The sequence below is a fragment of the Brachybacterium kimchii genome (genome assembly GCF_023373525.1).
Taxonomy (GTDB): Bacteria; Actinomycetota; Actinomycetes; order Actinomycetales; family Dermabacteraceae; genus Brachybacterium; species Brachybacterium kimchii.
Window position 1 is genome coordinate 3,233,199 of the sequence record NZ_CP097218.1, and the last position, 26,043, is coordinate 3,259,241.

The window sequence follows — 26,043 nt, forward strand, 5'->3', positions numbered from 1 at the left end:
CACAGGGACTCCAGCATGACGCGAACGCGCTGGTGGGAACGAGAGTCTCGGGGGCATGCACACCACCACCTCCCCTCATCCCCGGTCAGCGCCGGTCGCCACCGTGGCCGGCCCCTCTCCCTCCGCCGGCCCCGCCCGCCTCGAGGCGCTCGACCTTGCGCGACTCGTCGCGATCGTCGGCATGATGGCCGCCCACCTGCTGGTGCCGTTGGGTGCCGCACCCGCAGGATCGCCCTGGCAGAACGCTGCGGCCCGGATCGCGAGCGTCCTCACCGAGGGCACGTCCGCGGCGCTTTTCGCCGTGATCGGCGGCTGCAGCCTCGTGCTCGCCTCCCGGAAGCGGCTCGCAGCCGGAGACCGCGCCGGGGCCGTGCGCAGCGGCATCGTCCGCGGGGCGCTCGTCCTCGCGATCGGCCTGCTGCTCGGCTTCGTGCCCACCTGGGTGGTGGTCGTCCTCGTGCCCTTCGGTCTGGGGATGATGATCACCGCGCCCCTGCTGCTGTGCTCGAGCCGCGTGCTGGCGGCCATCGCGCTCGTCCTCACCGCCGTCGGCGGCTGGCTGAACGCGAGCGTCCGCTCGGACCTCCGCATCGTCCAGGAGATCGGCAACGTGACCCCGATGAACGTGCTCGAGCCCCTGACGCTGCTGCGCGGGCTCGCGCTCACCGGCATGTATCCGCTGATCACGTGGCTGCCGTACCTGCTGCTCGGCGTCATCCTCATGCGCTCCCTGCTCGGGTCGATCGAGGCGGGACGCGTGCGCCGCTGGTCCCTCACGGTGCTCGGCACCGGCGTCGGCGCGGCGGTGATCGCCTACGGCACCTCGGCCGCGGTGAAGGCATGGGCGCTCGCGCAGGGCGAGGACAAGATGCTCCTGGACCTCCACGGCTTCGGCGCACCGCTCCGCAGTGATCTCTGGATGCAGGCCCTGGCGACCCCGCACACGGGCTCGATCGCCGACATCATCGCGACGGCCGGCGTCTCTGTCGCCGTGATCGCCCTGCTCATGCTCGTGATCCCGCCGGCCCGACACCTCGCCGGCGCGCTTCCGCGGGCGCTCCGCGCGGCCGGCGCCGCGCCCCTCACGATCTACACGATCCACGTGGTGCTCACCGGCGCCTCGATGATCGCCGCGCTCGTCGTCGCGGGCCCCGATGCTTTCGAGAGCGCTCCGTGGTTCATCGCGGGGGTCTGGATCCTGCTCGCGCACCTCGCCGTCGTCGTGCTGATCGGCCTCGTGCTCTCGGCGCGCGGCTCGCGCGGGCCGCTCGAGGCGCTGGTCAGCAGGGTCGCAGGGCGGGCCGGGGGACGGGTGCGCGGCAGGGACGAGGCCCGGGCCGACAGGTGAGTCGGCCGCACGCGGCGCGGATCCGCCCGACGCCCCTCACGCCCCCGCGGCCATGCCCGCGAGCGCGAGCGGCAGCAGCGAGCTGACCAGGTTGTTGGTGCCGTGCAGGACCACGCCCGGCCAGATCGAGCCGGTGCGGCGGAACAGCAGGGCGGCGAACAGTCCGACCATGAAGGCCGAGGGCAGCACCGTGTTGATGCCGTGGAACAGGGCGAAGACGATCGCGCTCGCGAGCACGCCGATCCATGGTCCGTACCGGCTGAGCAGGGCGTTCGCGACCACGCCGCGGAACAGCGACTCCTCGCCGATCGGGGTGATGATCGATCCGCCGACGAGCGTGAGGACCAGGGACAGCGCCCCGCCCGTCGAGGCCGCCTGGTAGCTGGACTGGGGGGACTGCATGTCGCCGGAGAGCATCACGTAGGCGACGGTGAGCGCGCTGCCGATGATCGCCGCGAGCACGCCGAGCCCCGCCCCGGCGAGCAGCTGTCGGCCGCTCGCGCGTCGGAACCCGAAGGCTGCGGCCGAGCGGATGCGCAGCGCCCAGGCGGCGCCGAAGGCGATCAGCCCCATCGCGCCGGAGACGAACAGGCCGATGATCCCGCCCAGCGCGCCGCCGCCGGCGAGCGGCAGCAGCAGGAAGACGAGTCCGAAGCAGATCATGTAGGCGGCGAGGCCCACGAGGATCTCCGGCCAGCCAGGGGCCGATGGGCGCGTGGTCGGAGAGGCGGGCGGGAGAGCGGTCGAGGTGGGAGCGGTGCGTCGGTCGGTCATCGTGGTCCTCCTTCGGCGGCCCTGGTGAGCGGACCGGTCGGTGACTGGACGACCAGACAAGACTGTGTGGTCACCACAGGGTCAAGGGGTCTGGTGCTCCGCGAGCCGCTCGACGCGCGCGATGACGTCGAGCTGGGCGTCGTTGTAGATCTCGTGCAGCGCATCGCGCAGCGCGTTCCGCGTCTCCGACCTGCTCTTCTGGTACTGCGGGGCAGGATCGCGCAGCCATGGGTGCGCCTCGACCTGGGCCTGCAGCCGGGGGAGCAGATCCTCCGCGAGCCGCTGCCGTGAGGCCTCGTCGGCGTCGGACGGGAGCTCGTCGAAGAGTCGCGATGTCTCGTCGGACGCCTCGACCATCGAGCGCACGTCGGCCAGGGCCTCGGGCCGATAGAGCTCCGCGTAGATCTGGATCAGCGATCGATCGGCCTCGCTCATGCCGGCGCTCACCGACTCGAACCCCGGCGGCGTATGGGCGGGAGCGCCGCCGGCGAGCAGCGCTGCGATCTGCGTGCGCGCCTCCTCGAGCTGGGAGATGCGCGATCGCAGCTCCTCGTCGAGCTCGCGCAGGGTCGTGGACACCGAGCTCTCGCCGCCGTCCCCGCCATGTCCGACCCCCGACGTCGCGTCGTCTCCCTGCGCCGGGTCATCGATGCTGTCGATCCGCGCGAGCGGAACGCCGAGGTCGACGAGCCGACGGATCCGCAGCAGGCGCACCAGGTGGGGGACCGTGTACTGCTTGTAGCCGTTGCTGCGGCGCTCGGGCTCCGGCAGCAGACCCGCCTGATGGTAGTGGCGCACCGTGTTCACGGTGGTGCCGGCGAGGTCGGCGAGCTGGCGCGTGCTCCAGGGCATGGGGGTCCGATCAAGGGGGCGCGAGGGATTCCGAGCCTAGCCCCTGCCCTCACACCAGCAGCAGCACTCCGCGCCCGAGCGCCATCAGCGCCCCCGCGAGCGCGACCACCAGCACGATCCGCATGGCGCTCTCGCCGTCGACCCTCCGGGAGACCCGGCCGCCCGCGATCACACCCAGCAGCAGCGCCGCGATCAGTACGGTCCAGCCGGTGGCGGAGAGCGTGGGCATTGCCCGCTTGGCCACCAGCGAGACGATGCTGAGGATCATGAACTGCACCTGCGCGGTCGCCGCGAAGCCGCGGTGCTCCCAACCGGTGGCGCGCGCGTAGATCACCACGCCCGGCCCGCCCACGCCCGCCGTGACGTTCATGAACCCCGAGGCCAGGCCGCCCGCGACGCCGAGCCCAGGGGAGTCGGGGACCGTGCGCCCGCGCATCGCGAGGGTGAGCAGCAGCCCCAGCAGCACGATCGTGCTCACCGCGATCATCAGGGACGCCGCCGGCAGGACGGCCACGGCGATCGCACCGGGGATCACCCCGATCACGCCCATCGGCGCGAGGACCCGCAGCCGCTTCCGGTCGACGTCCCTGCGCACCTGGGTGAGGTTCAGGAGCGCGGACAGCGCTCCGCACACGTTGACCACGAGGATCCCCTGCAGCGGCCCCAGCACGAGGACCAGGAACGGCGAGGCGAGGAGCGCGAAGCCCATGCCCGTCGAGCGCTGCGCGAGCGCCCCGACGAACGTCGCCGCCGCGAGGCCGAGCAGCACTGCGACGTCCGTTCCGATCACACGCTCCAGGGTATCGGGCGGGCCGACAAGGGCAGGGCCGTGGGGGAGGGGCGCGGCCGCCCCGGGGCTCTCGTCCGCCCCTCCCGCTCCCGCGCCCTGCTTGCTAGCCTGAGGGATACGGAACCGCTGGTCACTCTCGCCGGGAGGTCAGTCATGGACGACCAGATCCCCTTCGACTCCGCAGACCGAGACCTGGAGGTGCTCGTCGGCTTCGACGGGTCCGAGCAGGCCCGATCCGCCCTGGACTTCGCTGCCGACGAGGCCCGACGGCGTGGCAGCGGACTCACCGTGGTGACCGCCTACGCCGCGCCGGGCGCCTTCTACGCGAACCTCGCCTCGATGCCCCACGAGGCCGACGACGCCGGGAAGGCCGCCGCCCGGGCGACCCTCGAGGAGGCGGCCGAGATCGTGAAGGACCACCCCGGTCCGCTCACCTTCCGCTCCGCCAAGGGCGATGCGACAGGGGTGCTCGTGGACGCCTCCGGGAAGGCGAAGCTCGTGGTCGTGGGATCGCGCGGTCGCGGCGGTTTCGCCGGACGCGTGCTCGGCTCGGTCGCCTCCGGGCTGCCCGCCCACTCCCGATGCCCCACGGTCGTCGTGCCCCGCCGCGAGCGGGCCGACGGATCATCCGACAGCGCCCCTGCAGCCGGCCGTGGGCCCGTGGTCGCGGGGGTCGACGGGTCGGAGCAGAGCCGCCTCGTGCTGCGCACCGCCGCCCGTCAGGCCGAGAGGCTCGGGACGGCCCTGCGGGTGTTCGTCGCGATGCCCCTGCTGGACGAGTGGACCTACTGGTACCCCACGTACTCGGACGACCACATCTCCGTGGAGGAGCGTCGCGTCGAGCTCGAGGGCATGGTCGAGGACCGCATCGCCCCGCTGCGCGCGGAGCACCCGGACCTCGAGATCGAGGTCGTCGTCGAGGTCGGCAACAGCATCGAGCTGCTGGCCGAGCAGAGCCGCGACGCGCCTCTCACCGTGCTCGGCACCCGCGGGCGCGGCACCGTGAAGAGCGCCCTGCTGGGTTCGGTCTCCCGCGGCGTGCTGCACGGGGCCGGCGGCCCGGTCATGGTGGTCCCGGCCCATCCGGACAAGGGGTGAGTGCTCCCGCGAGTCTCGGAGCCTGGGCGCGCGAGTCCGGCACCGTCACGTACGACGTCGACCCTCTGCCCGAGGACGCGCCCGCGGCGTTCACCATCCACGCCGAGGCGCATCTGTCCGGCGCGCCCTCCGAGTACCCTGCCCACACCCATCCGCTGCACGAGCTGGTGTGGGTGCGCGGCGGGACGATGACCGCGCGCGTCGACGATCTGCTGGTGACCGTCCCCGAGGGTCAGGGCCTGTGGATCCCCGCCGGGGTGGAGCACGCGGGCCGGCTCACGGCCGACGTCGAGCTGTGCGACGCGTTCTTCGCCCCCGCCGCCCTGCCGGAGCCGCTCGGAGCGGCGACGACCCTGGTGATGACGCCGCTGCTCGAGTCCCTCCTGCTGCATCTCACCCGCCGCGACCTCACGCCCGCCGCGCGGTCGCGCGCGGAGGCGGTGGTCCTGGACGTCCTCGAGCCGTCGGCCCCCGCCATCGACCTGCGCCTGCCGGGCGATCCCCGCATCGACCCGATCGCGCGCGCACTGCTCGCCGATCCCGCCGACCCGCGCGACCTGCCCGCCTGGTCCCGCGAGGCGGGGCTGAGCACACGCACGGTCAGCAGGGCGTTCCGCGCCGCGACCGGGCTGTCCTTCGTGCGCTGGCGCCAGATGCTGCGCATCCATCACGCGCTGCGCCTGCTCGGCGAGGGCCGTGAGGTGCAGGAGGTCTCGCGGATCCTGGGCTACTCCCAGCCCAGCACCTTCATCGACGCCTTCCACCGCGTCACCGGGCGCACGCCCGGCGCGCACCTCGCGACAGGTGTCCGAAAACCCTGATCAGACGTCTCGAGTTCGTGATTGCGGACTCGGTGAGGGTCACCTAATCTGATCGCGGCACCGCTGCCCTCACCTCGGGCGCTTCCGGAGCCCGGGATCCCGCGCTCCCCGAAAGGCCCTCGATGTCCTCCTCCTTCCGTGCCCGCCCGCGCCGCCTCGCCGCAGCCGCCTCCGCGCTCGCCGCCGGGGCCCTCACCCTGGCCCTGGGCGCCTGCGGCACGACCGACGTCTCCTCCTCGTCGGCCGACTCCGCGGCGTCCGACGGCGGCTCGGCCGCGGCGGCGATCTCGAAGGACTGTGCGCAGGACACGACCGCCACCTTGGACGACCCGGTCTCGATCACCGACGGCGTCGGCCGCACGGTCGAGCTCGAGAAGCCCGCGCAGCGCGTCGTCGTCCTCGAATGGCAGCAGGTCGAGGACGCCCTGAGCCTGTGCGTGCAGCCCGTCGGCGTCTCCGAGCCCGACGGCTTCCGCACCTGGGACAGCGCCGAGACCCTCCCGGAGGGCGTCGAGGATGTCGGCACCCGCGGCGAACCCGACCTGGACACGGTGCTCTCGCTCGACCCCGACCTCGTCGTGGTCGAGGCCTTCAGCAAGGACGACGAGATCATCGGCCAGCTCGAGAAGACCGGCGTGCCCGTGCTCGCGACCCTGGGCGCGGACCCCGACGACCCGATCGGCAACATGAAGAGCGTGTTCTCCATGATCGGCGAGGCCACCGGGCGCTCCGAGCGCGCAGATGCCGTGCTCGAAGAGCTCGACGAGAACCTCGCGGCGGCCAAGAAGGAGGTCCAGGACGCGGACCTGGAGACGAACGAGTTCCTGTTCTTCGACGGCTGGGTCGAGGGCGGCAACCTCACCATCCGCCCGTACACCGACGGCGCCCTGTTCACCGAGCTCGGCAAGGAGCTGGGCCTCACGCCCGCCTGGGACGACGACCTCGAGGAGGCCTACGGCACCGGCGGCGTGAGCGAGGAGTACGGCCTCACCCAGACCGACGTCGAGGGCCTCACCGCGGTGGGCGACGCGAACCTCTTCTATGCGAACGACGAGGGCACCGGAGAGGGCAGCTACATCGACGAGATGCACAAGAACGACATCTGGAGCTCCCTGCCCGCCGTGAAGGCGGGGCGCGCGCACGCCTTCCCGCCGCGCATCTGGGGCGCCGGCGGGCCTCGCTCGAACGAGCAGGCCATCGACGCCTTCGTCGACGGGATCACCCAGGGCTGAGTGCCCGGGTGGACCCGCCCCCGGGACGTCAGCTCCCCTCGAGCGCCTCGAGCACGTCCTCCCCGTACTCGGCGAGCTTCTTCGCGCCCACGCCGCTGACGCCGCCCAGCTGGTCCACGCTCGTCGGCCGCAGCTCGACGATCCCCACCAGCGTGGCGTCGGAGAAGACCATGTACGGGGCGATCTTCTTCTCCTTCGCGACCGAGGTGCGCCACGCCCGCAGGCGCTCGAAGACCTCCTGCTGCGCGGGCTCGAGCGAGGCCGCCGCCCGCGACGCGCCGCCCGCACCCCCTCCGCGGCCCGCGCCCCGCGACCGCGGCGCCTTCGCGGGGGAGCGGTCCACCGCGAGCTCCACGGTGACCTCCCCGCGCAGCACGGGCCCCGCGTGCTCCCCGGGGACGAGCACGCCGTACTCGCCGATCGCCTCGACGATCCTCCGGGACAGCAGCTGCCGCAGCACCGTGCGCCATTCGCGCTCGGAGAGGTCCTCGCCGATGCCCCAGACGCTCAGCTCCTGGTGGCGGGACTGGGCGGAGCGCTCGTTGTCCTTGCCGCGCAGCACGTCGATCACCTGGCCCGAGCCGAACTGCTGGCCGCGCTCGCGGTCCAGACGGATCAGCGCCGAGAGCAGCTTCTGCGCGGGCACGGTCGCGTCCCAGGTGCTGGGCGGGTTCAGGCACACGTCGCAGTTGCCGCAGGGGTCCGACTCCTGGCCGAAGTAGTGCAGCAGCTGCACGCGGCGGCAGGTGACCGTCTCGCAGAGGGCGAGCATCGCGTCCAGGTGCGCGCGGGCGTTGCGCTTGAAGGGCTCGGAGCCCTCGCCGGTGTCGATGAAGCGGCGCTGGCTGACGAGGTCGCCCAGGCCGTAGGCCATCCAGGCGGTCGAGGGCTGCCCGTCGCGGCCCGCGCGGCCCGTCTCCTGGTAGTAGCCCTCGATGGACTTGGGCAGGTCCAGGTGGGCGACGAAGCGGACGTCGGGCTTGTCGATCCCCATGCCGAAGGCGATGGTCGCGACGATGACCAGGCCGTCCTCGCGCAGGAAGCGCTCCTGGTGATCGTGGCGCACGGCCGCGTCGAGGCCCGCGTGGTACGGCAGGGCGGCGACGTCGCGCTCGGCGAGCCAGGCCGCGGTCTGCTCGACGCCCTTGCGCGAGAGGCAGTAGACGATCCCCGCCTCGCCCGGGTGCTCGCTGCGGATCAGCCGCAGCAGCTGCTCGCGCGGGGACGCCTTGGGGTCGATGCGGTACTGGATGTTGGGCCGGTCGAAGCTCGAGACGAAGTGCGCCGCGTCCTGCATTCGCAGGTTCTCGGTGATCTCGCGGTGGGTCTCGCGCGTCGCCGTCGCCGTGAGGGCGATCCGGGGGACGTCGGGGAAGGTCTCGGCGAGCATCGAGAGGCCCAGGTAGTCGGGCCGGAAGTCGTGGCCCCACTGGGCCACGCAGTGGGCCTCGTCGATCGCGAACAGGGCGAGCTCGGCGCGCTGCAGAAGCTGGACGGTGCGGGGCAGCACCAGGCGCTCGGGCGCCATGTACAGCAGGTCCACCTCGCCGGCCAGGAGCTGCTGCTCGACGGCCTGCGCCTCGTGCATCTCGAGCGTGGAGTTGAGGTAGGCGGCGCGGATGCCGTTGGCCTCGAGCGCCGCCACCTGGTCGGCCATCAGGGCGATCAGCGGGGAGATCACGATCCCGGTGCCGGGCCTGATCAGCGACGGGATCTGGTAGCACAGCGACTTGCCGCCGCCGGTGGGCATGAGCACGACGGCGTCGCCGCCGCCGATGACCTGGTCGATGATCTGCGCCTGCTCCCCGCGGAAGGAGTCGTAGCCGAAGACCGTGGAGAGGACCTCGAGGGCGCGCGGGTCGCCGGCGGGGGTCGGCGTCAGGGCCGACGGGGCCTGCTCGTCCGGTGCGGCCGGGTCGAGCTCGGGCTCGAAGGCCGAAGGGTCCGACGGTGCCGAGGGGCCCGACGGTGCCTGCGGATCGGTCGGAGCGGGCGCGTCGGCGGGAGCGTCATGCATGGGTTCCAGCCTATGCGCGCGCACCGACCCGCCGGACAGGCGGGCGGCGGGTTGTGGATGGGGCGGAGGGGGTGGGGCGATGACGGATGACGGGTCGGTGCGGCGCCGGGAAGGGCCCCGACGGGGAAGAGCGCCCGCTCGAGAGATCTCGAGGTGGAACAGGGCGCTCGCTATTCTGGTTTAGCGGGTCTAAAGTGGAATATGGTGGCCGGTGTTCGCATCCGACCCGCTCCTTCCGAGCAGATCTCCCGCCGACACCGTCATCCCACCGACCAGGCCCTCTCGCGGGAGGAGAGCACGATGACCGCCCCGACTCCCGGCCGTATCCCGTCCCACCGGTCGGAGGAGCGCCCCTGGAGCCAGCGGCAGCGCGGCGGGACCCGCGAGGACCGCATGATGGACCGGGTGATCACGCGGATCCCGCCGCGGCTGGCGGATCTCGATGTCGGAGTCACCTCCGCAACGGCACGTGCAATGGAGCGTGCTCTCGAGGCGATCGTGCGCACGGACCAGAGCGCGGGAGCGGAGGCCCCTGCGCTCGCCCGGTTCATGATCCGCAACGAGTCCATCGCCTCCTCCCGGATCGAGCACGTGAGTGCGAGCGGGGCCGATCTCGCCCGCGCGCTCGTCGGCAGCAGGGCGAACGCGAGCGCCCGCAGCATGGTGGCCGCCTCCCGCGCACTCCACGAGATGCTGCTCGCGGCCGGGCGCGCGGGTGCCCTCACAATCGACGATCTTCAGAATGCGCACCGACTGCTCATGCAGGACGACGACAGCCTCGGCGACCGGGAATGGGCAGGCCGGGTGCGCGAGGAGCAGAACTGGATCGGCGGCAGCGACCACTCGCCGCGGGGTGCGCTGTTCGTCCCTCCGCCGCCCGATCTCATCGATCGCCTGCTCGTGGACCTCGAGGCGTTCCTCGCCCGCGACGACCTGCCGGTTCTCCTGCAGGCGACGATCGCTCACGGGCAGTTCGAGTCGATCCACCCGTTCACCGACGGCAACGGGCGCATCGGCCGGGCGCTCATCGCAGGCATCCTGCAGCGTCGCGGCGTGACCCGGAACGCGGCCGTGCCCGTCGCGAGCGGGCTCTATGCGCTGCGCGAGCAGTACTTCGCCGCGCTGGGCGCGTACCGCGAAGGCGACCTGGGGCCGCTCGTGGACGTCCTCTGCCGCAGCGCGGAGGCGGCCGCGACCGAGGCGAGGGTCTCGTTCGAGCGGCTCCGCGAGATGCCCGATGCGTGGCACGAGGAGATCCCGGGACGGGGCGGCTCGGCCCTGGCGCGGCTCCTCGGCATCCTCTTCGCGCACCCCACGTTCACGGTGGACGAGGCACGGGAGGCGCTCGGGGCATCGACCGCGGCCCTCTATCCGGCCGTCGAGACCCTCGAGTCCGCCGGAATCCTCCGCGAGGTGACCGGCCGCAAGCGCGAGCGGATCTGGGTGGTCGCCGACGTCGTCGACGAGCTCGAGGACCTGGACCGGCGCGTTGCGATCAGGGCCGGGGGAGCGGCGCACACCTGACCCGCACATCTGCTCCCTGCGCCGTCGGCGCGGGTGCGCCGCCGCGTACGAGCGAAGCGAGTGCAGCGTGCGAACGGGCGTCCTGGGGGTTCGCTCAGCCGATCCCCAGCGCCTCCGGCGTGCAGGTCTCGGCGTCGACGACGGCGCTGTGGATGTACAGGTCGCCGTTGCCGGAGATCATGGCCGTCGCTCCGTGCTCGTCCGTGCTCTGCAGGAAGGTTTCGGCCGCCTGCTGCGTGGGCTTCGCGATGCGCTCGAACCCGTGGTCCTCGAGCACGGGGTTCACGGCGGCGATGCGGGTCCCCCACTCGTTGCTCTCGGGGCCGGGGTGCTCGAGCGGCTCCTCGAGGTCCCACCGGCCGGCGGTGTACACGCAGTCCCCGTCCTCCACGGTCACGTGCTGCGGGCGCTCGTTGAACGTCCACTCGCCGTCCTCGCCGCCGATCGCCACGGTGAGACCGTCGGCGACCTCGTCGTAATGGGCGACAGCGTCCGACGCGGGGAGCGGCTCGACCCGGCCGCACGAAGCGAGCACCAGGAGTCCGAGCAGCGCAAGGGTCGCAGGACCATGGCGAGCCGTCGGCTTCATGCGTGTCCCCTCGGAGCGTTGTCCACAACTGCGACTGGTCCCTGGTCGCCGGCCCAGGGGTCGAATACGGTCGACCGTATCCTGCATCTTCGCTCGACAGGAGAGGGCTGTGGACGGATTCCTCGGCGCGGACACCGATCAGCTCCTCGACGTGGGGAGGCGCGTGAAGGCGGCCGGTGTGCGATGCACGGAGCTCGCCGGGGCGCTCGCCGCCGCCTCGGAGAGCCTCGAGTGGCGCGGATCCGACGGGGACGTCTTCCGGGACCGGTTGCGCCGAGACGTCGCCGAGGCGCTGCGCGATGCGGGCGCACGGCTGGATGCCGGGAGCCGAGCACTGGGGACGCAGGCGGCGCAGCAGGATGCGGTATCGGACCCGTGCAGGGAGCTCGATGATCTGCGCTACGCCGAGCTCATGGGAGCGCAGGGCCTGTGGTCGGATCTCACCAATGCGGGCCAGGACCTCTGGAACCAGCCGCTGAACCCCTTCGCCGATCCCATGACGATCGAGGACCTCGGCGGCCAGTACGTCGAGACCGACGCGGGGCGTGGCTTCGATCCGGCCGAGGTCGACCTCTCACCCGAGGCGATCGGTGCGGAGACCATGCGTCAGGGGCGGATCGGGGACTGCTGGCTCCTCGCCGCGCTCATGGCGGTGGCCGCCTCCGACCCCTCGTTCCTCTCCCGCAGCATCACCCTGCGCGAGGACGGCACCTGGGACGTGACGCTCTACGAGGGCGGGGAGCCCGTGGTCGTCAACGTCTCGCCGGAAGAGATCGCGGCGGACGGCGCGCGGGTCGACGACGATGGGGCCGATTACTCTCCCGACGACGACCCCATCGGGTTCATGTCCATCTACGAGCAGGCGGCGGTCAACCACCTGGGACCGGAATACGAGTCCGTCATCGCCGACACCCCTGGGGCCGGCCTCGAGCTCATCACCGGTCAGAAGACGCCGGACGACTCATTCCTGGGGAACAGCCCCACGTTCGAGGAGTTCGAAACCGCAGTCGAGGAGAAGCGCCCGATCACCGTCATGACGAAGCTCGTCGAGACGGGTCAGGAGGATGTGGCCCCGGCGCACGTCTACCAGGTCAGCGGGGTGGACCGCCGGACGGGAGAGCTGATTCTGGAGAATCCGTGGGGCGACGGCGGTCCGGACCATCTACCGCAGACCGTCCGGGTCCACATCGACGACTACGACGACAACATCATCATGGCCGGGATCGGAGCGAAGCCGCAGGATTTCGGCACTGCTTCGTGACGGCTGCCGCGCAGGTCAGGTGTCCGGCGGCGGGGTCATCGAAGTCATGAGCTCACGGGGCATTGGATCCTCGGTCCGGGCCCGGGGGGTGTCACACGTCCTGAACAGCCTGATTCAGCCCGAGCACTCGGCCATCGATACCGTCGACATCGTCGACGGCGATGATCTCCCCCTCGGCGATGTCTCGGCGGAGAGTCGTACCGGAGAGCACGTAGTACGCCGCTGTTCCTTCCGCGGGCGTGATCATCACCGGGTCCACCCCTGCGATCTCGTGATGGTGCCCGGCGACGATCAGGTCCGTGCCAGCGGCCATTCGCCGCTGCGCACGTGCCGCCATCATGGTGGTCGGGCGGGGGTTCCGTGACGGCGTTCCGTCGACTGCTGCATAGATGCTCAGAGGTGTCTCGACTCCCATGAGGTGATAGGGCCAATAGATCGCGGCGAGCGTGCCTGATCTGCTGACCACATGGCCCTTACCGCGCAGGGTGTCCCATGTCGCGGGGTCTTCGGCACGCACGATGGCGAAGACACCGCCCGCAAAGCTGGCCTCATCAGGCAGTCGGAGCGCCGAGAAGACATCGACGATGCCGTCATGGGAGCGGATCCCGCCGTCCTCGCGCGTGGAGTAGATGTCTGCGAGCTCTGAGGGGCGGGCAACGGGATAGTGCATCTCCGGAACATCCGCGGGCATCCCCACTCGCTGCGAGACGACGGTCATCTCGCATGCATCGGCGGCAGCCCTGCGCTTGAGGGCGCTCAGTGACTGCGCCCGCCGCTCGAGGGTCGCCGGCACGTCGTCCCCGAGCGCCAGCAGGGCTGCGAAATCTGCCACGGGCACGCATTCGCCGTTCTGCGTCACCGTCGAACTCTCGGGATCGAACACGAGGTCGTACTCGCTGGACTTCCCGACGGCGACGATGTCCAGGCCGACCGCGGAGACCCAGTCCAGCAGGCGGAGGAGGTTGGCCGGCTGATCGCCGTCGCCTGGGAGATAGCTCAGCCCGGTCTCCGCTGCACGCGCGGCGAGGGCGACGCCCACAGCCGTGTCGACCTCCTTGCTGATCATCACGACGTGCGTGCCATGATCCAACGCCGCTTCCGAATAGGCGGCTCCCGCAGGGACGTTCCCTGTCGCTTCGACGAGCACATCGATCGAGTCCCAGTCGATGGCTTCGAGGGAGGAGAGCAGAGCTGTCTTGTCGGAGGCGGCAGCGGCGTGCGCGCCGGATGGGGTGTCGGCGGTCTCGAACTCGGTGATCCCGAGGTCTGCGAGCATGGCCACCGTGCCGTCGATGTCCGGGTCGATCAGGGCCGTTGCTCGGATGTCAGGAGTGCTGCGGAGTTGAGCCAGGAACGTTCGGCCGAAGCCTCCGTTGGCGCCCGTCAGTGCCGCACGGATCTCGCCAGTGCGTCGACGCGGTGATGCGATCTTCATCGATGGTCCTCGTTTCCTGCGGCTGAGACGGGGGTCGGAGCGTCCCTCTGGGCGATCTGCGCCGATCAACGCCTGCGACAACTGTTTACGTCTACAATCGTAACGAATATTATCAGAAAGCAACACGTATGCTGGGTCGGTCCTCTGTTGAGGGGACATGGCTCAGACCAGGAGGAGATCGGATGCTTGGAGCTATCGCCGATGACTTCACGGGTGCCACGGATCTCGCTGCCATGCTGAGACGGTCCGGGCACTCCGTCATCGTGGTGATCGAGGACTCCAGCCCGGATGCGACGCAGGTGGCCAGTGCCGATGCGGTGGTCGTCGCGCTGAAGATCCGCAGCTGCCCCGCTGTCGAGGCAGTGGACGCCGCACTGGCTGCGCTTTCGCGGCTCCAGGAATGGGGAGCGAACAGGATCTACATCAAGTACGCCTCGACGTTCGACTCGACACCGCAGGGCAACATCGGCCACGTGCTCGACGCGGTTGCCGGCCGGCTCGGAGTGGAGCGCTGTGTGGTCGTGCCTGCTCTCCCTGAGAACGGCAGGACGGTCTACCAGGGGCACCTGTTCGTCCACGATCAACTGCTGGCCGAGTCCCCGATGAAGGACCATCCGCTGAACCCGATGAGGCGCTCCCGCGTGGCTGAGGTCCTGGAGCCGCAGACGAAGCTCCCAGTCAGTGAGATTCACGAATCCGAGGTGCGCTCAGGGGCGGGAAGGCTTCGCGAGCTTCTCGCGCGACGCTCGGGCCACGTCGTCATCGATGCGATCGATGACGGCGACCTCGAGCTCATCGGCGCGGCAGTGTCGGACGAGCCTCTCGTGTCAGGAGGATCGGGACTGGCGCTCGGGCTCACGGGGGGCAGCGGTGACACCTCGCCTCCCGTGGCGTGGCCGGAGCCTGGAAGCGGCGCGGTGCTGTGCGGGAGTGTGTCCTCGGCGACACGGCGGCAGATCGAGATCGCGTCGAAGGAGGCGCCGGTGCGCACTATCGATCTCAAGAAGGCGGTCGCGGACCCGTCCTCCGAGGCGGAGTCGCTCGCCCAGTGGGTGACGCAGCACGCGAGCCCGACGACGCCCTCCGACCCCGGTGCCCATCCGGTCGTGTGCGCCGCGCGTTCCTTGGGTGACGTGGTGCGCGAGATCGATGGCATCGACGTCGCAGCCACTGTCGAGACCGTGCTCTCCCAGGTGGCTCGCCGCCTCGTCTCGTGGGACGCGGTCCGGGCGATTCTCATCGGCGGAGGTGAGAGCAGCGGCGCCGTGGTTCGCGAGCTGGGTATCGAGGTCCTCGCCATCGGAACGGAGATCAGTCCCGGGGTCTGCTGGTCGGCGGCGCGGACGCGATACTCCGGTGATCGCACGGTGGCGCTTGCGCTCAAGAGCGGAAACTTCGGTGGAGACCGCCTCTTCCTCGATGCGTGGGAGCTCCTGTGACTGCCGCCCTCGACGAAGTGATCTCGGCAGGCCGGAGTCTGGTCTCGCTCGGTATGAGTCCGGGGAGCTCGGGCAACGTCAGCATTCGAGAAGGGGATCGCGTTCTCGTCTCTGCCACGGGCACTGATCTCGGCCGTCTCTCCGCCGATTCCTTCGCGGTGCTGGACCTCGACGGGCTCCAGGTGGCGGGTCCGCGGGCGTCCAAGGAGGCACCTCTGCACACAGCGTTCTACCGGCGGAGGGACGATGCGGGCGCCGTCATCCACCTGCATTCCGCCTATGCGACGGCCGTGTCGGTGCTGGCTCCCTGGAGCGACCGCACGGCGGTTCCCCCGCTCACCCCGTATGCGGTGATGCGCGTGGGACGCGTTCCGATGGTCCCGTACCGGATGCCTGGATCCCCTGAGCTCGGGGAGCTGCTCGAGGGAATCCCCGGGGACTTCCGGGCGGCGCTGCTCGCGCACCACGGCATGGTCGTCGCCGGGCGGGACGCCGCGCATGCGCAGGAGGTCGCGGTCGAGCTCGAGGAGGCGTGCCGTCTGACGGTTCTGACCCGCGGCCTCGATCCTGTGACCTTGGCTGATGATCACGTGGCCGAACTGGTGGCCGCCTATGGTGTTCCCTGGGAGTGACGTCCGGATTCCCTCCAGTCGGGTGATGGGCGCGCCGAATCGTGCTCACGCGGTTCGTGGAGCGACAACAGGCCAGGAGGCAGGTGCGATGTCCGAAGGGTCCCCGCTCATCCCGGAGCAGCGGCGCAAGGAGATTCTGCGGCTGGTTCGGACGGAGGGCGTGGTGAGCTACCGGCGGCTCACGGAGCTCTTGGGGGTCAGTCAGATGACCGTGCGTCGGGACGTCGCGGTTCTCGCCGAGCAGGGGCGCGCGCGCTCCACGCAGGGGGGAGTCGCGGCGGAACCACGCGAGCGCGAGGAACCCCAGCGGGCCGAGAAGGCGCGGTCGGACGTCGAGCAGAAGCACGAGATCGCTCGGCGGGCCGCGGGCCTCGTCGAGGACGGAATGAGCGTGTATCTCGACGCGGGCACGACGGTGCAGGGGCTTCGCGGTGAACTCGAGGAGCGCCGTGGCTTGACGATCGTCACCAATGATCTGAGCACGGCCGCGGCCTTTCTCGATCACCCGGATGCCGAGCTGATCATGATCGGTGGCCGCATCGACAAGGACAACCAGTCGTCGGTTGGGAGGCTGGCGGAGATGGCGCTGGACCAGCTCACCGTGGACATCGCACTGCTTTCGTGCTCGGTCTGGGACGTCGCGCACGGGCTCACCACGCCCGTGGAGGCGAAGGTCGGACCCAAGCGGGCGGCTCTCGCATCGAGCACGCGTTCCGTGCTCCTCGCCGACAGCTCCAAGTACGGGCTTTTCGCGCAGTACAAGGTCATGCGGCTGACGGAGCTGGATGCGGTCATCACGGACGACCGTCTTCCGCAGGAGGAGCGTCGCGCACTGCGACAGTCAGGCGTGGTCCTCGATCTCGCCGGGGACTGATCTCGTGCGCGGTGGCAGGCGTTGCGTCTATGCCCCTCCGCCCCCATGCTTCGATCTGAGATTGAACGAGAATATTTGTGACTCTCTGTGATAGTTTGACGCTGTTGCGCTGACGGCTCGGCCGGGGCGCGCGCCCTCGAAGGCGATGCTCATCAGCTTCGGGGCCACGAGGAAGTGGGAGACCGCCCGCTTCGTCGGAACCCATCCGGCGCGGACGTCGGAATGCGGTCACACAGAGAGGTACATGCCCCATGTCAGCCAGCGAGCTGCACCTGATCTTCGCAGCGATCGACGTGGTCCTGATCATCGTCGCCATCGCGCGATTCAAGTTCAATCCGTTCCTCGCGCTGTCGATCGGCGCCCTGCTCCTCGGCCTCGCGAGCGGCCTCGGCGTGGGGGACACCGTCGACGGGTTCGAGTCCGGATTCGGCGACACACTGGGCCATACGGCTCCGGTGATCGGCTTCGGGGTCATGCTCGGAGCGATCCTCACGGCGACGGGCGGCGCCTCGCGCATCGCCGACGAATTCGTGGGCAATCGATCGAAGGCGCTGATCCCCGTCGCATTGAGCGTCGCTGCCCTGATCATCGGGCTGCCCAACCTGTTCGACGTCTCGTTCGTCATGCTGGTCCCGCTCGTCTACGCAGTGGCACGGCGTACAGGTGCTCACTTGCTGTACGTCGGTCTCCCGTTGACTGCCGGCCTCTATGCGGCACATGGGCTCCTGCCACCGCATCCTTCCCCGACCGCAGCGGTCGGAGCATTCGACGCGAGCTTCGGGCTCACTGTCCTCTACGGGGTCGTCATCGCCATCCCGACGCTCCTCATCTGCGGCGTGCTCCTGCCCCGCTTGCTGCGGTCATCCTTCGGCGACCAGATCGATCTGAGCGGTGGCCCGGCCGGTGGCGCGGCCGAGCTCTCGGAGACCAGGCCCTCCTTCGCGCTCTCACTGTTCGTCGTGCTGCTGGCCCCGGTGCTCCTGGTCATCGGGAGCGTCGGTGAAGGGAGGACCGCTGAGGGGACGGTTCTCGGGGTGGTCATGCGCCTGCTCGCGAATGCAGACCTCGTGCTGATCATCTCTGTCGTCGTCGCTCTCGTGACCCTCGTTCCGGCTGCGAAGCTCAAGCTCGGAGAGCTGCAGTCGGTCGCGGGCGGCGCATTGAAGACAGTCGGGCCCGTCATCCTCATCATCGGCGCCGGAGGTGCGCTCGGGGAGATGCTGACTGCCACGGGCGTCGCAGATGTCATCGTCGACACCGCGCAGCGCTGGAGCATCTCGCCCCTGATCCTCGCGTGGGCACTCGCAGCGCTCCTGCGGATCGCGCTCGGATCAGCGACCGTCGGAACCGTCACCGCGGCAGGAATCGTCGCACCGTTGGCAGCGGGCGGGTCGACCTCTCCGGAGTTGCTCGCCCTGGCGGCCGCGTCGGGATCGGTGATGCTCTCGCACGTCAACGACTCGGGCTTCTGGCTGTTCAAGGAGTACTTCCAGCTCAGCGTGAAGCAGACCTTCAAGACGTGGACGCTGCAACTCTCGCTCCAGTCGCTGATCGGGCTCGTGGGTGTGCTCGTGCTCTCGGTCTTCGTGAGCGCCTGAACCAGGATTCCGCTATGCCTCGGAGGTTCCTGCTGTCCACCGACCGGAGCGGACGGCCGCAGTACCGGGAGCCACCTCTATACACGTCGCCGACCATCGACAGGAGAACGAACCGATGACCCCGCTTCGCATCCTCGACGCTCACCACCACTTCTGGGACCTATCGAGTGCTGGGCACTGGCCATGGCTCCAGGATGAGATTGACGGGGACTTCTTCCTGGGCGACTACTCGGCCATGCGCCACACTTTCATGCCGACGGAGTATGGAGCTGCGACCCAAGGCTGGAACGTCATCGGCAGTGTGCACTGCGAAGCGGAAAGGGCACGCGACGAGCAGATCGCTGAGACCGACTGGCTTGCCGCTCTGCATGCCGCCGACCCGAGATTTCCAGCGGCCGTCGTCGGTCACGTGTACTTCACTCAGCCTGACCTCGATGACATCCTTGCGGCTCATGCCGAGAGCGGATTGGTACGAGGAGTCCGTTCGAAACCGCTCACGTCCCGCACTCCGGCAGAGTCAGTCGCTGGCGATCCTGGGTCCATGCAAGACCCACGATGGATCGCCGGTCTTCATCGGCTCGCTGAGCATGGGTTCAGCTGGGATCTCCGTGTGCCGTTCCATCACCTTGCGGAGGCTGCGAACGTCATCAGCGACATTACGGGGACGACGGTCGTCGTCAATCACTGTGGGCTGCCGCTCGACCGGAGCGCGGACGGACTGAAGATGTGGCGTGATGGCATGCAGAAGCTCGCCGCTCTGCCCAACACGGTCGTGAAGGTTTCAGAACTCGGCTTGCCCGGCAACCGGTGGCTTGGGGCGTCCAACGAACGCATCGTTCGTGACACGCTCTCCATCTTCGGATTCGAGCGGTCCATGTTCGCATCGAACCTGCCCGTCGCGACGCTGACTGCGCCGACGTTCGATGAAGTCGTCCGCACTGTGCTGGCCGGGGCAGGGAATGCCTCAGAAGCGCACCTGGACGCGCTGTTCTGCGGTACCGCGGCTCGTGTCTACGAGGTCTCCCTGCCTTCTGAGGTGTCATGAATATTCCCCTCATGCCTGCTGTCGACGATGATGTGCTGTTCCGAAAGATTTCGCTCCGTGTGCTTCCTCTCGCGATGGTTGGTTTCTTTCTCTCTTACCTCGATCGTGTGAATATTGGCTTCGCGCAGGACCAGCTAAGTCAAGACCTCGGGTTCAGTAATACTGCGTATGGGCTCGGAGCAGGGCTATTCTTCATCGGCTACTTCTTGTTCGAGGTGCCGTCGAATCTCATGCTGACGCGTGTGGGCGCACGCCGCTGGATTGCGAGGATAATGGTCACATGGGGTCTCATCTCGGGCTGCATGTTCCTTGTTGACTCTGAGTTGGCTTTCTACATTCTCAGGTTTCTTCTCGGGGTTGCCGAAGCAGGGTTTATTCCCGGGGTTCTCTACTACATGACCCAGTGGTTCCCTCCCAGTCGACGCGGCCGAGCATGGGGGTTGTTCTACATCGCCCTAGCGGCGTCCGGAATCGTCGGAGGCCCGCTCTCCGGTGTGATCCTCGATGGCATGCAAGGAATCGCTGGTCTCGATGGGTGGAGGTGGCTCTTCATCGTCGAAGCGATTCCCACCATGTTGCTCGGACTGGTGATCCTGGTGTGGCTGCCGGAAGATCCCCGTGCCGTCCGATGGCTCTCCGAGCGTGAAGTCGAGAGGCTCGGTCGGCTCCTTGAGCTGGGGAATGCTTCGAGTTCGCGCGCCGGACTTGGTGCGGTGTTCCGTAGTCCGCTGATCTGGCTTCTCACCGGAATCTACTTCTCGTACAATTTCGCGCTCTACGGCATTAGCTTCTGGCTTCCTGGGCTTGTCCGTGGACTTGGCGTGGAGGGAGACATGAAGGTCGGACTTGTTTCCGCGCTTCCTAGTGTCGCTGCGATTGTCGCGATGGTCGTCTTCGGGTACAGCTCGGATCGCCACGGCGAACGAAGGGTGCACATCGCGCTGGCCTTCATGCTCGGTGCTGCCGGATTCGTTATCTGTGTCCTCGCGAATGATCACGCGTTGCTCGGAATCATCGGGCTGATGCTGGCGAACGCGGGTGCGCTGTCGATCCCTGCGATCTTCTGGAGTTTTCAGACGGCGATGCTCAGTGGCACGGCGCTGGCCGGGGGTATCGCGCTGATCAACTCAACCGGCAACCTCGCGGGTTTCGCCGCGCCGTACGCGATCGGGGCCGCTCGCGATGCGACGGGCAGCGCCGTCGTCGCGCTCTGGGTGACCGCTGGTTTCATGGCGCTCGGCGCGGTGCTTACGCTTGCCAGCTCCGCGCTCCATGGTTCGGCGGCCGATACCGGAAAGCGCTGGACACGTACGCGAGGGACGCGCAGCTGACCGCTGCGCGGGGTGCGTTGTGGCCGTCCGCGTTCGGTGGCCGCGGGCGTGGCTAGCCCACCGCTCGCGGTCGCGCTGCCGAGCTCTTCGGCGCAAGTCTGACCGTAGGCCTCGCGGGCCCGGGAGGCTAGATGTTCGGCGCCGATCTGTCGAAGGCGGTCTCGGACGCTGTCAGCCGTGCCGCGGTCGCTGTCGGGACGCGATCAGCAACCCGGGGAAATCTGCCGCGAACGCGATTCCGGACGCGTCCGGAGCGCTCAAGGAGGGACTGGGTAACATCTGGTGACGCCCGAAGTCCCGGAGAACGCCAAACCCCCGAAGACGGAGCCGCCGCATGAGGTCGACGCCGGACACACCGACAGACGGGCGCGCTGGCGACGGTCTCGTCGATGAACGCTCCCTCGTCGCGGATCTTTTCGACGATGACGGGAGCGCCGGCGAGGACGAGAACGACCGAACGGACGAGGACGAGGAGGCCCGATGATCCCGCTGCGGGCACGTCTGATCGCCGGTCGTCACCAGGAGATCGTCGGCAGGCCGGTGAAGTCCTGGCGCGTGGGCGCGGGGCCGCTGCTCCCGGCGGTGCTCCTCGCCGTCCTCGTCCTGGTCGGCATCCTGCTGGTGCTGGTCCCCGGCGATCATCTCGCTCTGACCGTCGGCCTGATGGTGGTGCTGGCGCTGATCCTTCTGGGGGCGTACCTGGTCACCGTCGACGCGCGCCTGGTCGTGTGCGAGCGGGGCCTGATCATGGGGCGTCTGATCCCGGGACTGCCGCTGAGCCCCACCTACGTGATCGCGGGGCGCGAGATCGACCCGCGCACGGTCTGCGTGGTCGCCGACGGGGCGAAGGCCGCGCAGGAGCTCGGGATGCCGTTCTTCTTCTTCCAGTACAAGACGTTCCCCGGGGCGCTCGGCGTGCCGGCCCTCGTGTTCAACGGCCCGTGGGGCGCCGATGTCAGTGCGCCGCGCCGGTCCGGGCCCCTCCCGCCCCGGGACAAGTCGCTGTTCATCTTCTCCCAGCGCAGGGCGTCCGACATCGCCGATCAGATGCTCCACATGATCGGGCGGGAGGGCACGATCCCGCCGGGCTTCGCCCCGCACGGCGGGCTGCAGCCGATCCCGGTGACCGGCAGGCGCCAGGACGCGGTGTCCCAGATCCCCGGCGCGTGGGCGCCCGAGACCGGCGGGCGCTGACGGGGCGGACCCTGCCGACGTGCTGACCGGGCCGTGTCGACGAGCGGCCCCCGCCGACGGGCGGCAGCGGCGGCCCAGCGGCCGAGAGCGACCACCTGCGTCTGCTGGAGGCCGAGCGTTCAGTCCTGCGGGGCCGGGTCCGGGATCTCCTCCGGGCGGTAGCGGGGCAGCCGCGAGGCCGGCAGCGCGGCGGCCGCGCTGATCCCCGCCAGGACCAGGAAGCCGAGCTTCAGGGTGCGCAGGCGCTCGGCCTCGTTCACCTCGATCGCGGCGTCGACCTGCTGAGTCGTGGCCGTCGTGCCCTCGAGCAGTTCCTCGAGCTCGGCGTTGCTCACGAAGTTCGCGTTGTCGAGGTCGACCTGCGAGACGAGCTCGGGCGGGAGCTCCGTGTGATCGACGACCGCGCGGCCCACGTTCACACCGAGCAGCGTCACCAGGAGCGCACCCATGACGGCCGTCCCCACGGCCGACGCCAGGTTCTGCGTGGTCCCGCGCAGCGATCCGACGTCCCCGGCGAGCCGCTTCGGGGCGCTCGTGACCAGCACGTTGAAGACCAGGGTCACGAGAGAGCCCTGCCCGATGCCGAAGACGATGAGCCCGAGGATCGTCGGCAGAGTCTCCCAGTTGTTCGTGACCACCGCTGCGAGCCAGACCAGCGCGATCGTGGTCAGCGCGAACGAGAACAGGGCGATCGTGCGGGGACTGAAGCGCGAGTAGAAGCGGACGATGAGGGTGGCCGTGACGAACACGGTGAGGTTGAACGGCATCATCGCCAGCGACGTGGCGAAGGGGGCGCGCCCCTGCACCACCTGGATGTAGGTGGGGACGGTGAAGTTCACGGCCGCCTCCATCGCCACGATGATGAACATCGCGTACACGGCGGACCGCTCGGAGCGCGAGCCGAGAACCCGCAGGTCCACGAGGGGCACCCGGTCGGAGGCCATGCGGCGGCGGGTCCACAGCAGGAACGCCTGGCCGCTGATGAGGCCGAGCACCACGAGGACCGGCGCGGGCGACATGCCGAGCACCGAGAACGGGGCCGTGTCCTCGGCGCGCAGGATCCCCCACCCGTTGAGGTTGTTGAAGCCGAGGGTGAGCATCACGATCGCGGCGCCGATCAGCACCGAGGCGATGATGTCGATCTTCACCGTGGGGTCCCCGCGGTCCGAGCGCAGGGTGAAGCTGAGCGCGAAGACCGCCACGGCGAGGGCGAGGGTGATGAGGAAGATCGGTCGCCATCCGACGAGGGTCCCCAGGGTGCCGCCGATGAGGAAGGCGCTCATGCCCGAGAAGGCCCGGGCCGACCCCAGGGAGCCGACGGCGGTGGCCTGCTGCGCTCCGCGATAGTTCTCGGCGATGAGGGCGACGAGCGCCGGCACGATGATCGCGGCGGCGGCGCCGGCGAGCAGCTGCCCGGCGATCGCCCACGTGATGGTGCGCGAGAAGATCATCAGCAGCGACGAGGCGGCGAACACCACGAGGACGCCGCGGAAGATCAGCGTCCAGCCGATGCGCTGGCCGAGTTTGGCGCCGGTCATCACGAGCGCGGCCACGGCGAGGCCGTATACCACGATCGTCGAGCTCGCGGTGGTGGGCGGGACGTGGAAGTCCTCGACCATGCCTCCCAGCGAGATCGGCAGGGCCGCGACGTTGAAGGACATGAGGACCTGGGCGAGGAACAGCCCGATCATCGGCACCCACGAGCGTCCCTGCTCGGGGTCCTTCGTCGGCGACGGCGATGGCGACGGCGATGGTGAGGAGGCGGCGGACATGAGGGCCCTCCAGATGGTCTTGGACCTGCGGGGATGAGGATCGGGGATGGGGTGGGGGATGGGAATGGGGATCGGGTGGGGACAGAACCGGGGAGTGTCCGGGACGGCGGGCGCAGTTCAGGGGCTGGGGGAGGCGAAGAGGTTCAGTCCGAGGGCTCGCGAGAGGTACGCGCAGGTCCTCAGGCCGCGCACGCTGTTTCCGGCGCGGTCGAGCGGCGGGGAGAAGACGCCCACGGCGCCCTTGCCCGGTGCGACGGCGACGATCCCTCCCGAGACCCCCGACTTCGCGGGCAGACCGATCTCGAACATCCATTCGCCGGACAGCTCGTACATGCCGCACGACGCGAGGATGGCCAGGGTGTCGCGGCAGACCTCCGCCGAGACGACCCGTCGGCCCGTCCGGGGGTTCACGCCGCCCGCCGCGAGGGTGGCGCCCATGACGGCGAGATCATCGGACGTGACCAGGAGGGAGCACTGCCGCGTGTAGGCGTCGAGGGCGTCCTCCGCAGGTATGCGGAGCCGGTCGTAGCTGGTCAGCAGATCGGCGATCCCCCGGTTGCGGTGGTTGCTCGCGGACTCGGACTCCAGCACCGTCTCGTCGATCCGCAGCGGACGGCCCGCGAAGGCGCTGAGCCCCTCCTGGATCGCCTCGAACTTCGCGGCGCCGTCCCGCCCCGGCATGAGGGCGGTGGTGGCGATGGCACCCGCATTCACCATCGGGTTCATCGGGCTCCCGTTGTTCAGCTCGAGGGCGATGACGGAATTGAAAGGCAGCCCGGTGTTGTTGACGCCCACGATCTCGTGCACGCTCTCGTGGCCGATCGCGTCGGTGACCAGAGCGAGCACGAATGCTTTCGAGATCGATTGGATCGTGAAGAGGGCGGAGGTGTCACCGGCCGTGTGCATCGGGCCCGCGGCCTCGGCGAGGGAGACGGCGAACAGGTCCGGATCGGCCTCCGCCAGCACCGGGATGTAGTCCGCGACCGCGCCTTCCTGCAGGTCGCGGTAGCGCTCGTGCACGTCGTGCAGCAGCGTGCGCACGGAGGATTCGGCGGGGAGAGAGCCCGTGCGAGCGCTCTGTGGAACCTCCAGGACATCGGTCTCGAACATCGCGCCCTCCCATGCGGGATCCGAGCGATCGACGGCTTCGTCATCAGCAGCTCTGTTCACGATACGACCGTTGCGGAGCGATGAACAGAGCTGCCCGGAATGCCCCCATCGGGCTTTCCGTCCCGGTGTCTCCCGGGATTTCCGATGCTCGGCGGAGAGCGTTAAGCGGTCGGTCTCCGTCGGGCGACCCGGATCAGCTCAGCGCGACCTCGCGCCCCTGCGCCGCGGATGCGTAGATCGCCTCGAGGATCTTCACGATCTCGACGCCGTGGCCGACGGGCGCCAGATTCTCGATGCGACCCAGGCAGGAGTCGACGAAGTGCGCGATCTCCGCCTGGAAACCGGCCTCCATCTCGAAAGTGCCGGAGCCGATCTGCGGGGTCACGTTCACGATCGAGTCGTGCATCTCGGTGGCGATGCTCAGACGGGGCTCGAGGTCGGCTCCGCCCTTGTCCCCGAAGACGGAGACGCTGATCGAGTCCTGCGCCGCGTGCAGGGAGTACGAGCAGTCGATCTGCAGGGTCGCCCCGTTGTCGAAGCGCACGAGCGCCGTGGCCATGTCCTCGACGCTGTTGGCCGCGGGGTCGTGGTCCGAGACCTGGTAGCGCGGCAGGGTGGTGATGTTGGAGCGGTTGCCGAGCAGGTCGTAGGTGCTGCCGCTGACCGTGACGGCCGTCGGGCTGCCCATCAGGTACCAGCAGAGGTCCAGCACATGGATGCCGATGTCCAGCAGCGGGCCGCCGCCGGCGATGTCCTTGTCCGCGAACCAGCCGCCCGGGTTGCCCGCCCGCCGGATGCAGGAGGCCTTCGCGTAGTAGATCTCTCCCAGATCGCCCGCGTCGATGAAGGACTTCAGGACCTGGCAGTTCGGGGCGTGGCGGCGCACGAACCCGACCTGCAGCACACGGTCCGAGCCCGCGACGGCCTCCTGGATCCGCTCCGCCTCCTCGAGGGTGCGGGCCAATGGCTTCTCGACCAGCACGTGCTTGCCGGCGCGGACTGCGGCGATCGCCCACTCCGCGTGGGTGTTGTTCCAGGTGCAGATGCTCACGGCGTCGACCTCGGGATCGGCCAGCAGCTCGTGCGGGTCGCCGTAGGCGCGGCGGGCGCCGTACTCCTCGGCGACCGCCCGGGCGCGCTCGGGGTTCACGTCGCTAATGGCGACGAGGTCCGCCTCGGGGTGGACGGCGTAGGCGTCGAGGTGGGCGCGGGCGATGGTGCCGGCGCCGATGATGCCGATGCCCAGGGTGCTCATGTCGGGTGCTCCTGTGTGGGGGGAGGGAGGTGATGGACGAGGCGTGCGGGAG

The 26,043-nt window shown here is 69.5% G+C and carries 22 protein-coding genes; 13 read left to right on the forward strand and 9 right to left on the reverse strand.

Features of this window, described 5'->3' with window-relative positions:
• Positions 1-55 precede the first annotated feature (55 nt).
• Positions 56-1,348 (forward strand): heparan-alpha-glucosaminide N-acetyltransferase domain-containing protein, encoded by a 1,293-nt coding sequence (locus M4486_RS14770; RefSeq protein ID WP_249478008.1) that lies wholly within the window; start codon positions 56-58, stop codon positions 1,346-1,348.
• Positions 1,349-1,384: 36 nt separating this feature from the next.
• On the opposite strand, the gene M4486_RS14775 is transcribed toward M4486_RS14770, so the two are convergent.
• From M4486_RS14775 to M4486_RS14785, 3 genes are all read right to left on the reverse strand, one after another.
• Entirely contained in the window at positions 1,385-2,122 is a 738-nt protein-coding gene (locus tag M4486_RS14775; protein WP_249478009.1) for a CPBP family intramembrane glutamic endopeptidase, read from the reverse strand.
• Between the two features lie 81 nt (positions 2,123-2,203).
• Positions 2,204-2,974: a MerR family transcriptional regulator gene (locus M4486_RS14780; protein WP_249478011.1), complete on the reverse strand. Its 771-nt coding sequence runs from the start codon at positions 2,972-2,974 to the stop codon at positions 2,204-2,206.
• 49 nt (positions 2,975-3,023) lie between these two features.
• Positions 3,024-3,764 carry a sulfite exporter TauE/SafE family protein gene (locus tag M4486_RS14785; protein WP_249478013.1) on the reverse strand — a complete coding sequence of 247 codons (741 nt, stop codon included), beginning with the start codon at positions 3,762-3,764 and terminating at the stop codon, positions 3,024-3,026.
• 153 nt (positions 3,765-3,917) lie between these two features.
• Between M4486_RS14785 and M4486_RS14790 the strand changes: the two genes are divergently transcribed.
• From M4486_RS14790 to M4486_RS14800, 3 genes are all read left to right on the forward strand, one after another.
• Positions 3,918-4,862, forward strand: coding sequence for a universal stress protein (locus M4486_RS14790; RefSeq protein ID WP_249478014.1), 945 nt, complete (start codon positions 3,918-3,920; stop codon positions 4,860-4,862).
• The gene (locus tag M4486_RS14795) at positions 4,859-5,683 is read left to right on the forward strand and encodes an AraC family transcriptional regulator (protein WP_249478016.1); all 825 of its coding nucleotides are present in this window, start codon (positions 4,859-4,861) and stop codon (positions 5,681-5,683) included. Before M4486_RS14790 ends, M4486_RS14795 begins: the two co-directional genes overlap by 4 nt.
• A gap of 122 nt (positions 5,684-5,805) precedes the next feature.
• Complete coding sequence (locus M4486_RS14800; RefSeq protein ID WP_249478018.1) at positions 5,806-6,915, forward strand: iron-siderophore ABC transporter substrate-binding protein; 1,110 nt, start codon at positions 5,806-5,808, stop codon at positions 6,913-6,915.
• 28 nt (positions 6,916-6,943) lie between these two features.
• On the opposite strand, the gene recQ is transcribed toward M4486_RS14800, so the two are convergent.
• On the reverse strand, positions 6,944-8,932 hold the full coding sequence (gene recQ, locus M4486_RS14805) for a DNA helicase RecQ (protein WP_249478020.1): 1,989 nt from the start codon (positions 8,930-8,932) through the stop codon (positions 6,944-6,946).
• A 300-nt stretch (positions 8,933-9,232) separates the two neighbouring features.
• Here recQ and M4486_RS14810 point away from each other — a divergent pair, with 300 nt between their 5' ends.
• On the forward strand, positions 9,233-10,456 hold the full coding sequence (locus M4486_RS14810; RefSeq protein ID WP_249478022.1) for a Fic family protein: 1,224 nt from the start codon (positions 9,233-9,235) through the stop codon (positions 10,454-10,456).
• A gap of 94 nt (positions 10,457-10,550) precedes the next feature.
• Here M4486_RS14810 and M4486_RS14815 read toward each other — a convergent pair whose 3' ends face one another.
• Positions 10,551-11,045, reverse strand: coding sequence for a hypothetical protein (locus M4486_RS14815; RefSeq protein WP_249478024.1), 495 nt, complete (start codon positions 11,043-11,045; stop codon positions 10,551-10,553).
• 109 nt (positions 11,046-11,154) lie between these two features.
• Between M4486_RS14815 and M4486_RS14820 the strand changes: the two genes are divergently transcribed.
• Complete coding sequence (locus tag M4486_RS14820; RefSeq protein WP_249478026.1) at positions 11,155-12,306, forward strand: C2 family cysteine protease; 1,152 nt, start codon at positions 11,155-11,157, stop codon at positions 12,304-12,306.
• A gap of 91 nt (positions 12,307-12,397) precedes the next feature.
• Here M4486_RS14820 and M4486_RS14825 read toward each other — a convergent pair whose 3' ends face one another.
• Positions 12,398-13,741 (reverse strand): homoserine dehydrogenase, encoded by a 1,344-nt coding sequence (locus tag M4486_RS14825; RefSeq protein WP_249478028.1) that lies wholly within the window; start codon positions 13,739-13,741, stop codon positions 12,398-12,400.
• Positions 13,742-13,923: 182 nt separating this feature from the next.
• Here M4486_RS14825 and otnK point away from each other — a divergent pair, with 182 nt between their 5' ends.
• The 7 genes from otnK to M4486_RS14860 all read left to right on the forward strand — a co-directional run bounded on the left by otnK (position 13,924) and on the right by M4486_RS14860 (position 21,854).
• Positions 13,924-15,180, forward strand: a complete 1,257-nt coding sequence (gene otnK, locus M4486_RS14830) for a 3-oxo-tetronate kinase (protein ID WP_249478030.1) — start codon at positions 13,924-13,926, stop codon at positions 15,178-15,180.
• On the forward strand, positions 15,177-15,812 hold the full coding sequence (locus M4486_RS14835) for a class II aldolase/adducin family protein (protein WP_249478032.1): 636 nt from the start codon (positions 15,177-15,179) through the stop codon (positions 15,810-15,812). The genes otnK and M4486_RS14835 overlap by 4 nt, the downstream gene beginning before the upstream one ends.
• An 88-nt stretch (positions 15,813-15,900) precedes the next feature.
• Complete coding sequence (locus M4486_RS14840) at positions 15,901-16,686, forward strand: DeoR/GlpR family DNA-binding transcription regulator (protein ID WP_249478033.1); 786 nt, start codon at positions 15,901-15,903, stop codon at positions 16,684-16,686.
• Positions 16,687-16,937: 251 nt separating this feature from the next.
• Positions 16,938-18,284: a GntT/GntP/DsdX family permease gene (locus M4486_RS14845; RefSeq protein ID WP_249478034.1), complete on the forward strand. Its 1,347-nt coding sequence runs from the start codon at positions 16,938-16,940 to the stop codon at positions 18,282-18,284.
• 115 nt (positions 18,285-18,399) lie between these two features.
• Positions 18,400-19,329, forward strand: coding sequence for an amidohydrolase family protein (locus M4486_RS14850; protein WP_249478036.1), 930 nt, complete (start codon positions 18,400-18,402; stop codon positions 19,327-19,329).
• Between the two features lie 11 nt (positions 19,330-19,340).
• Positions 19,341-20,660, forward strand: coding sequence for an MFS transporter (locus M4486_RS14855; RefSeq protein WP_249478038.1), 1,320 nt, complete (start codon positions 19,341-19,343; stop codon positions 20,658-20,660).
• A gap of 480 nt (positions 20,661-21,140) precedes the next feature.
• Positions 21,141-21,854, forward strand: a complete 714-nt coding sequence (locus M4486_RS14860) for a hypothetical protein (protein ID WP_249478040.1) — start codon at positions 21,141-21,143, stop codon at positions 21,852-21,854.
• Positions 21,855-21,973: 119 nt separating this feature from the next.
• Here the strand turns inward: M4486_RS14860 and M4486_RS14865 are convergent, their stop codons facing one another.
• The 3 genes from M4486_RS14865 to M4486_RS14875 all read right to left on the reverse strand — a co-directional run bounded on the left by M4486_RS14865 (position 21,974) and on the right by M4486_RS14875 (position 25,991).
• Positions 21,974-23,626 carry an MFS transporter gene (locus M4486_RS14865; protein ID WP_249478042.1) on the reverse strand — a complete coding sequence of 551 codons (1,653 nt, stop codon included), beginning with the start codon at positions 23,624-23,626 and terminating at the stop codon, positions 21,974-21,976.
• Positions 23,627-23,743: 117 nt separating this feature from the next.
• Complete coding sequence (gene glsA / locus M4486_RS14870) at positions 23,744-24,736, reverse strand: glutaminase A (RefSeq protein WP_249478044.1); 993 nt, start codon at positions 24,734-24,736, stop codon at positions 23,744-23,746.
• A gap of 193 nt (positions 24,737-24,929) precedes the next feature.
• Entirely contained in the window at positions 24,930-25,991 is a 1,062-nt protein-coding gene (locus M4486_RS14875) for a Gfo/Idh/MocA family protein (protein WP_249478046.1), read from the reverse strand.
• Between the last annotated feature and the right edge of the window lie 52 nt (positions 25,992-26,043).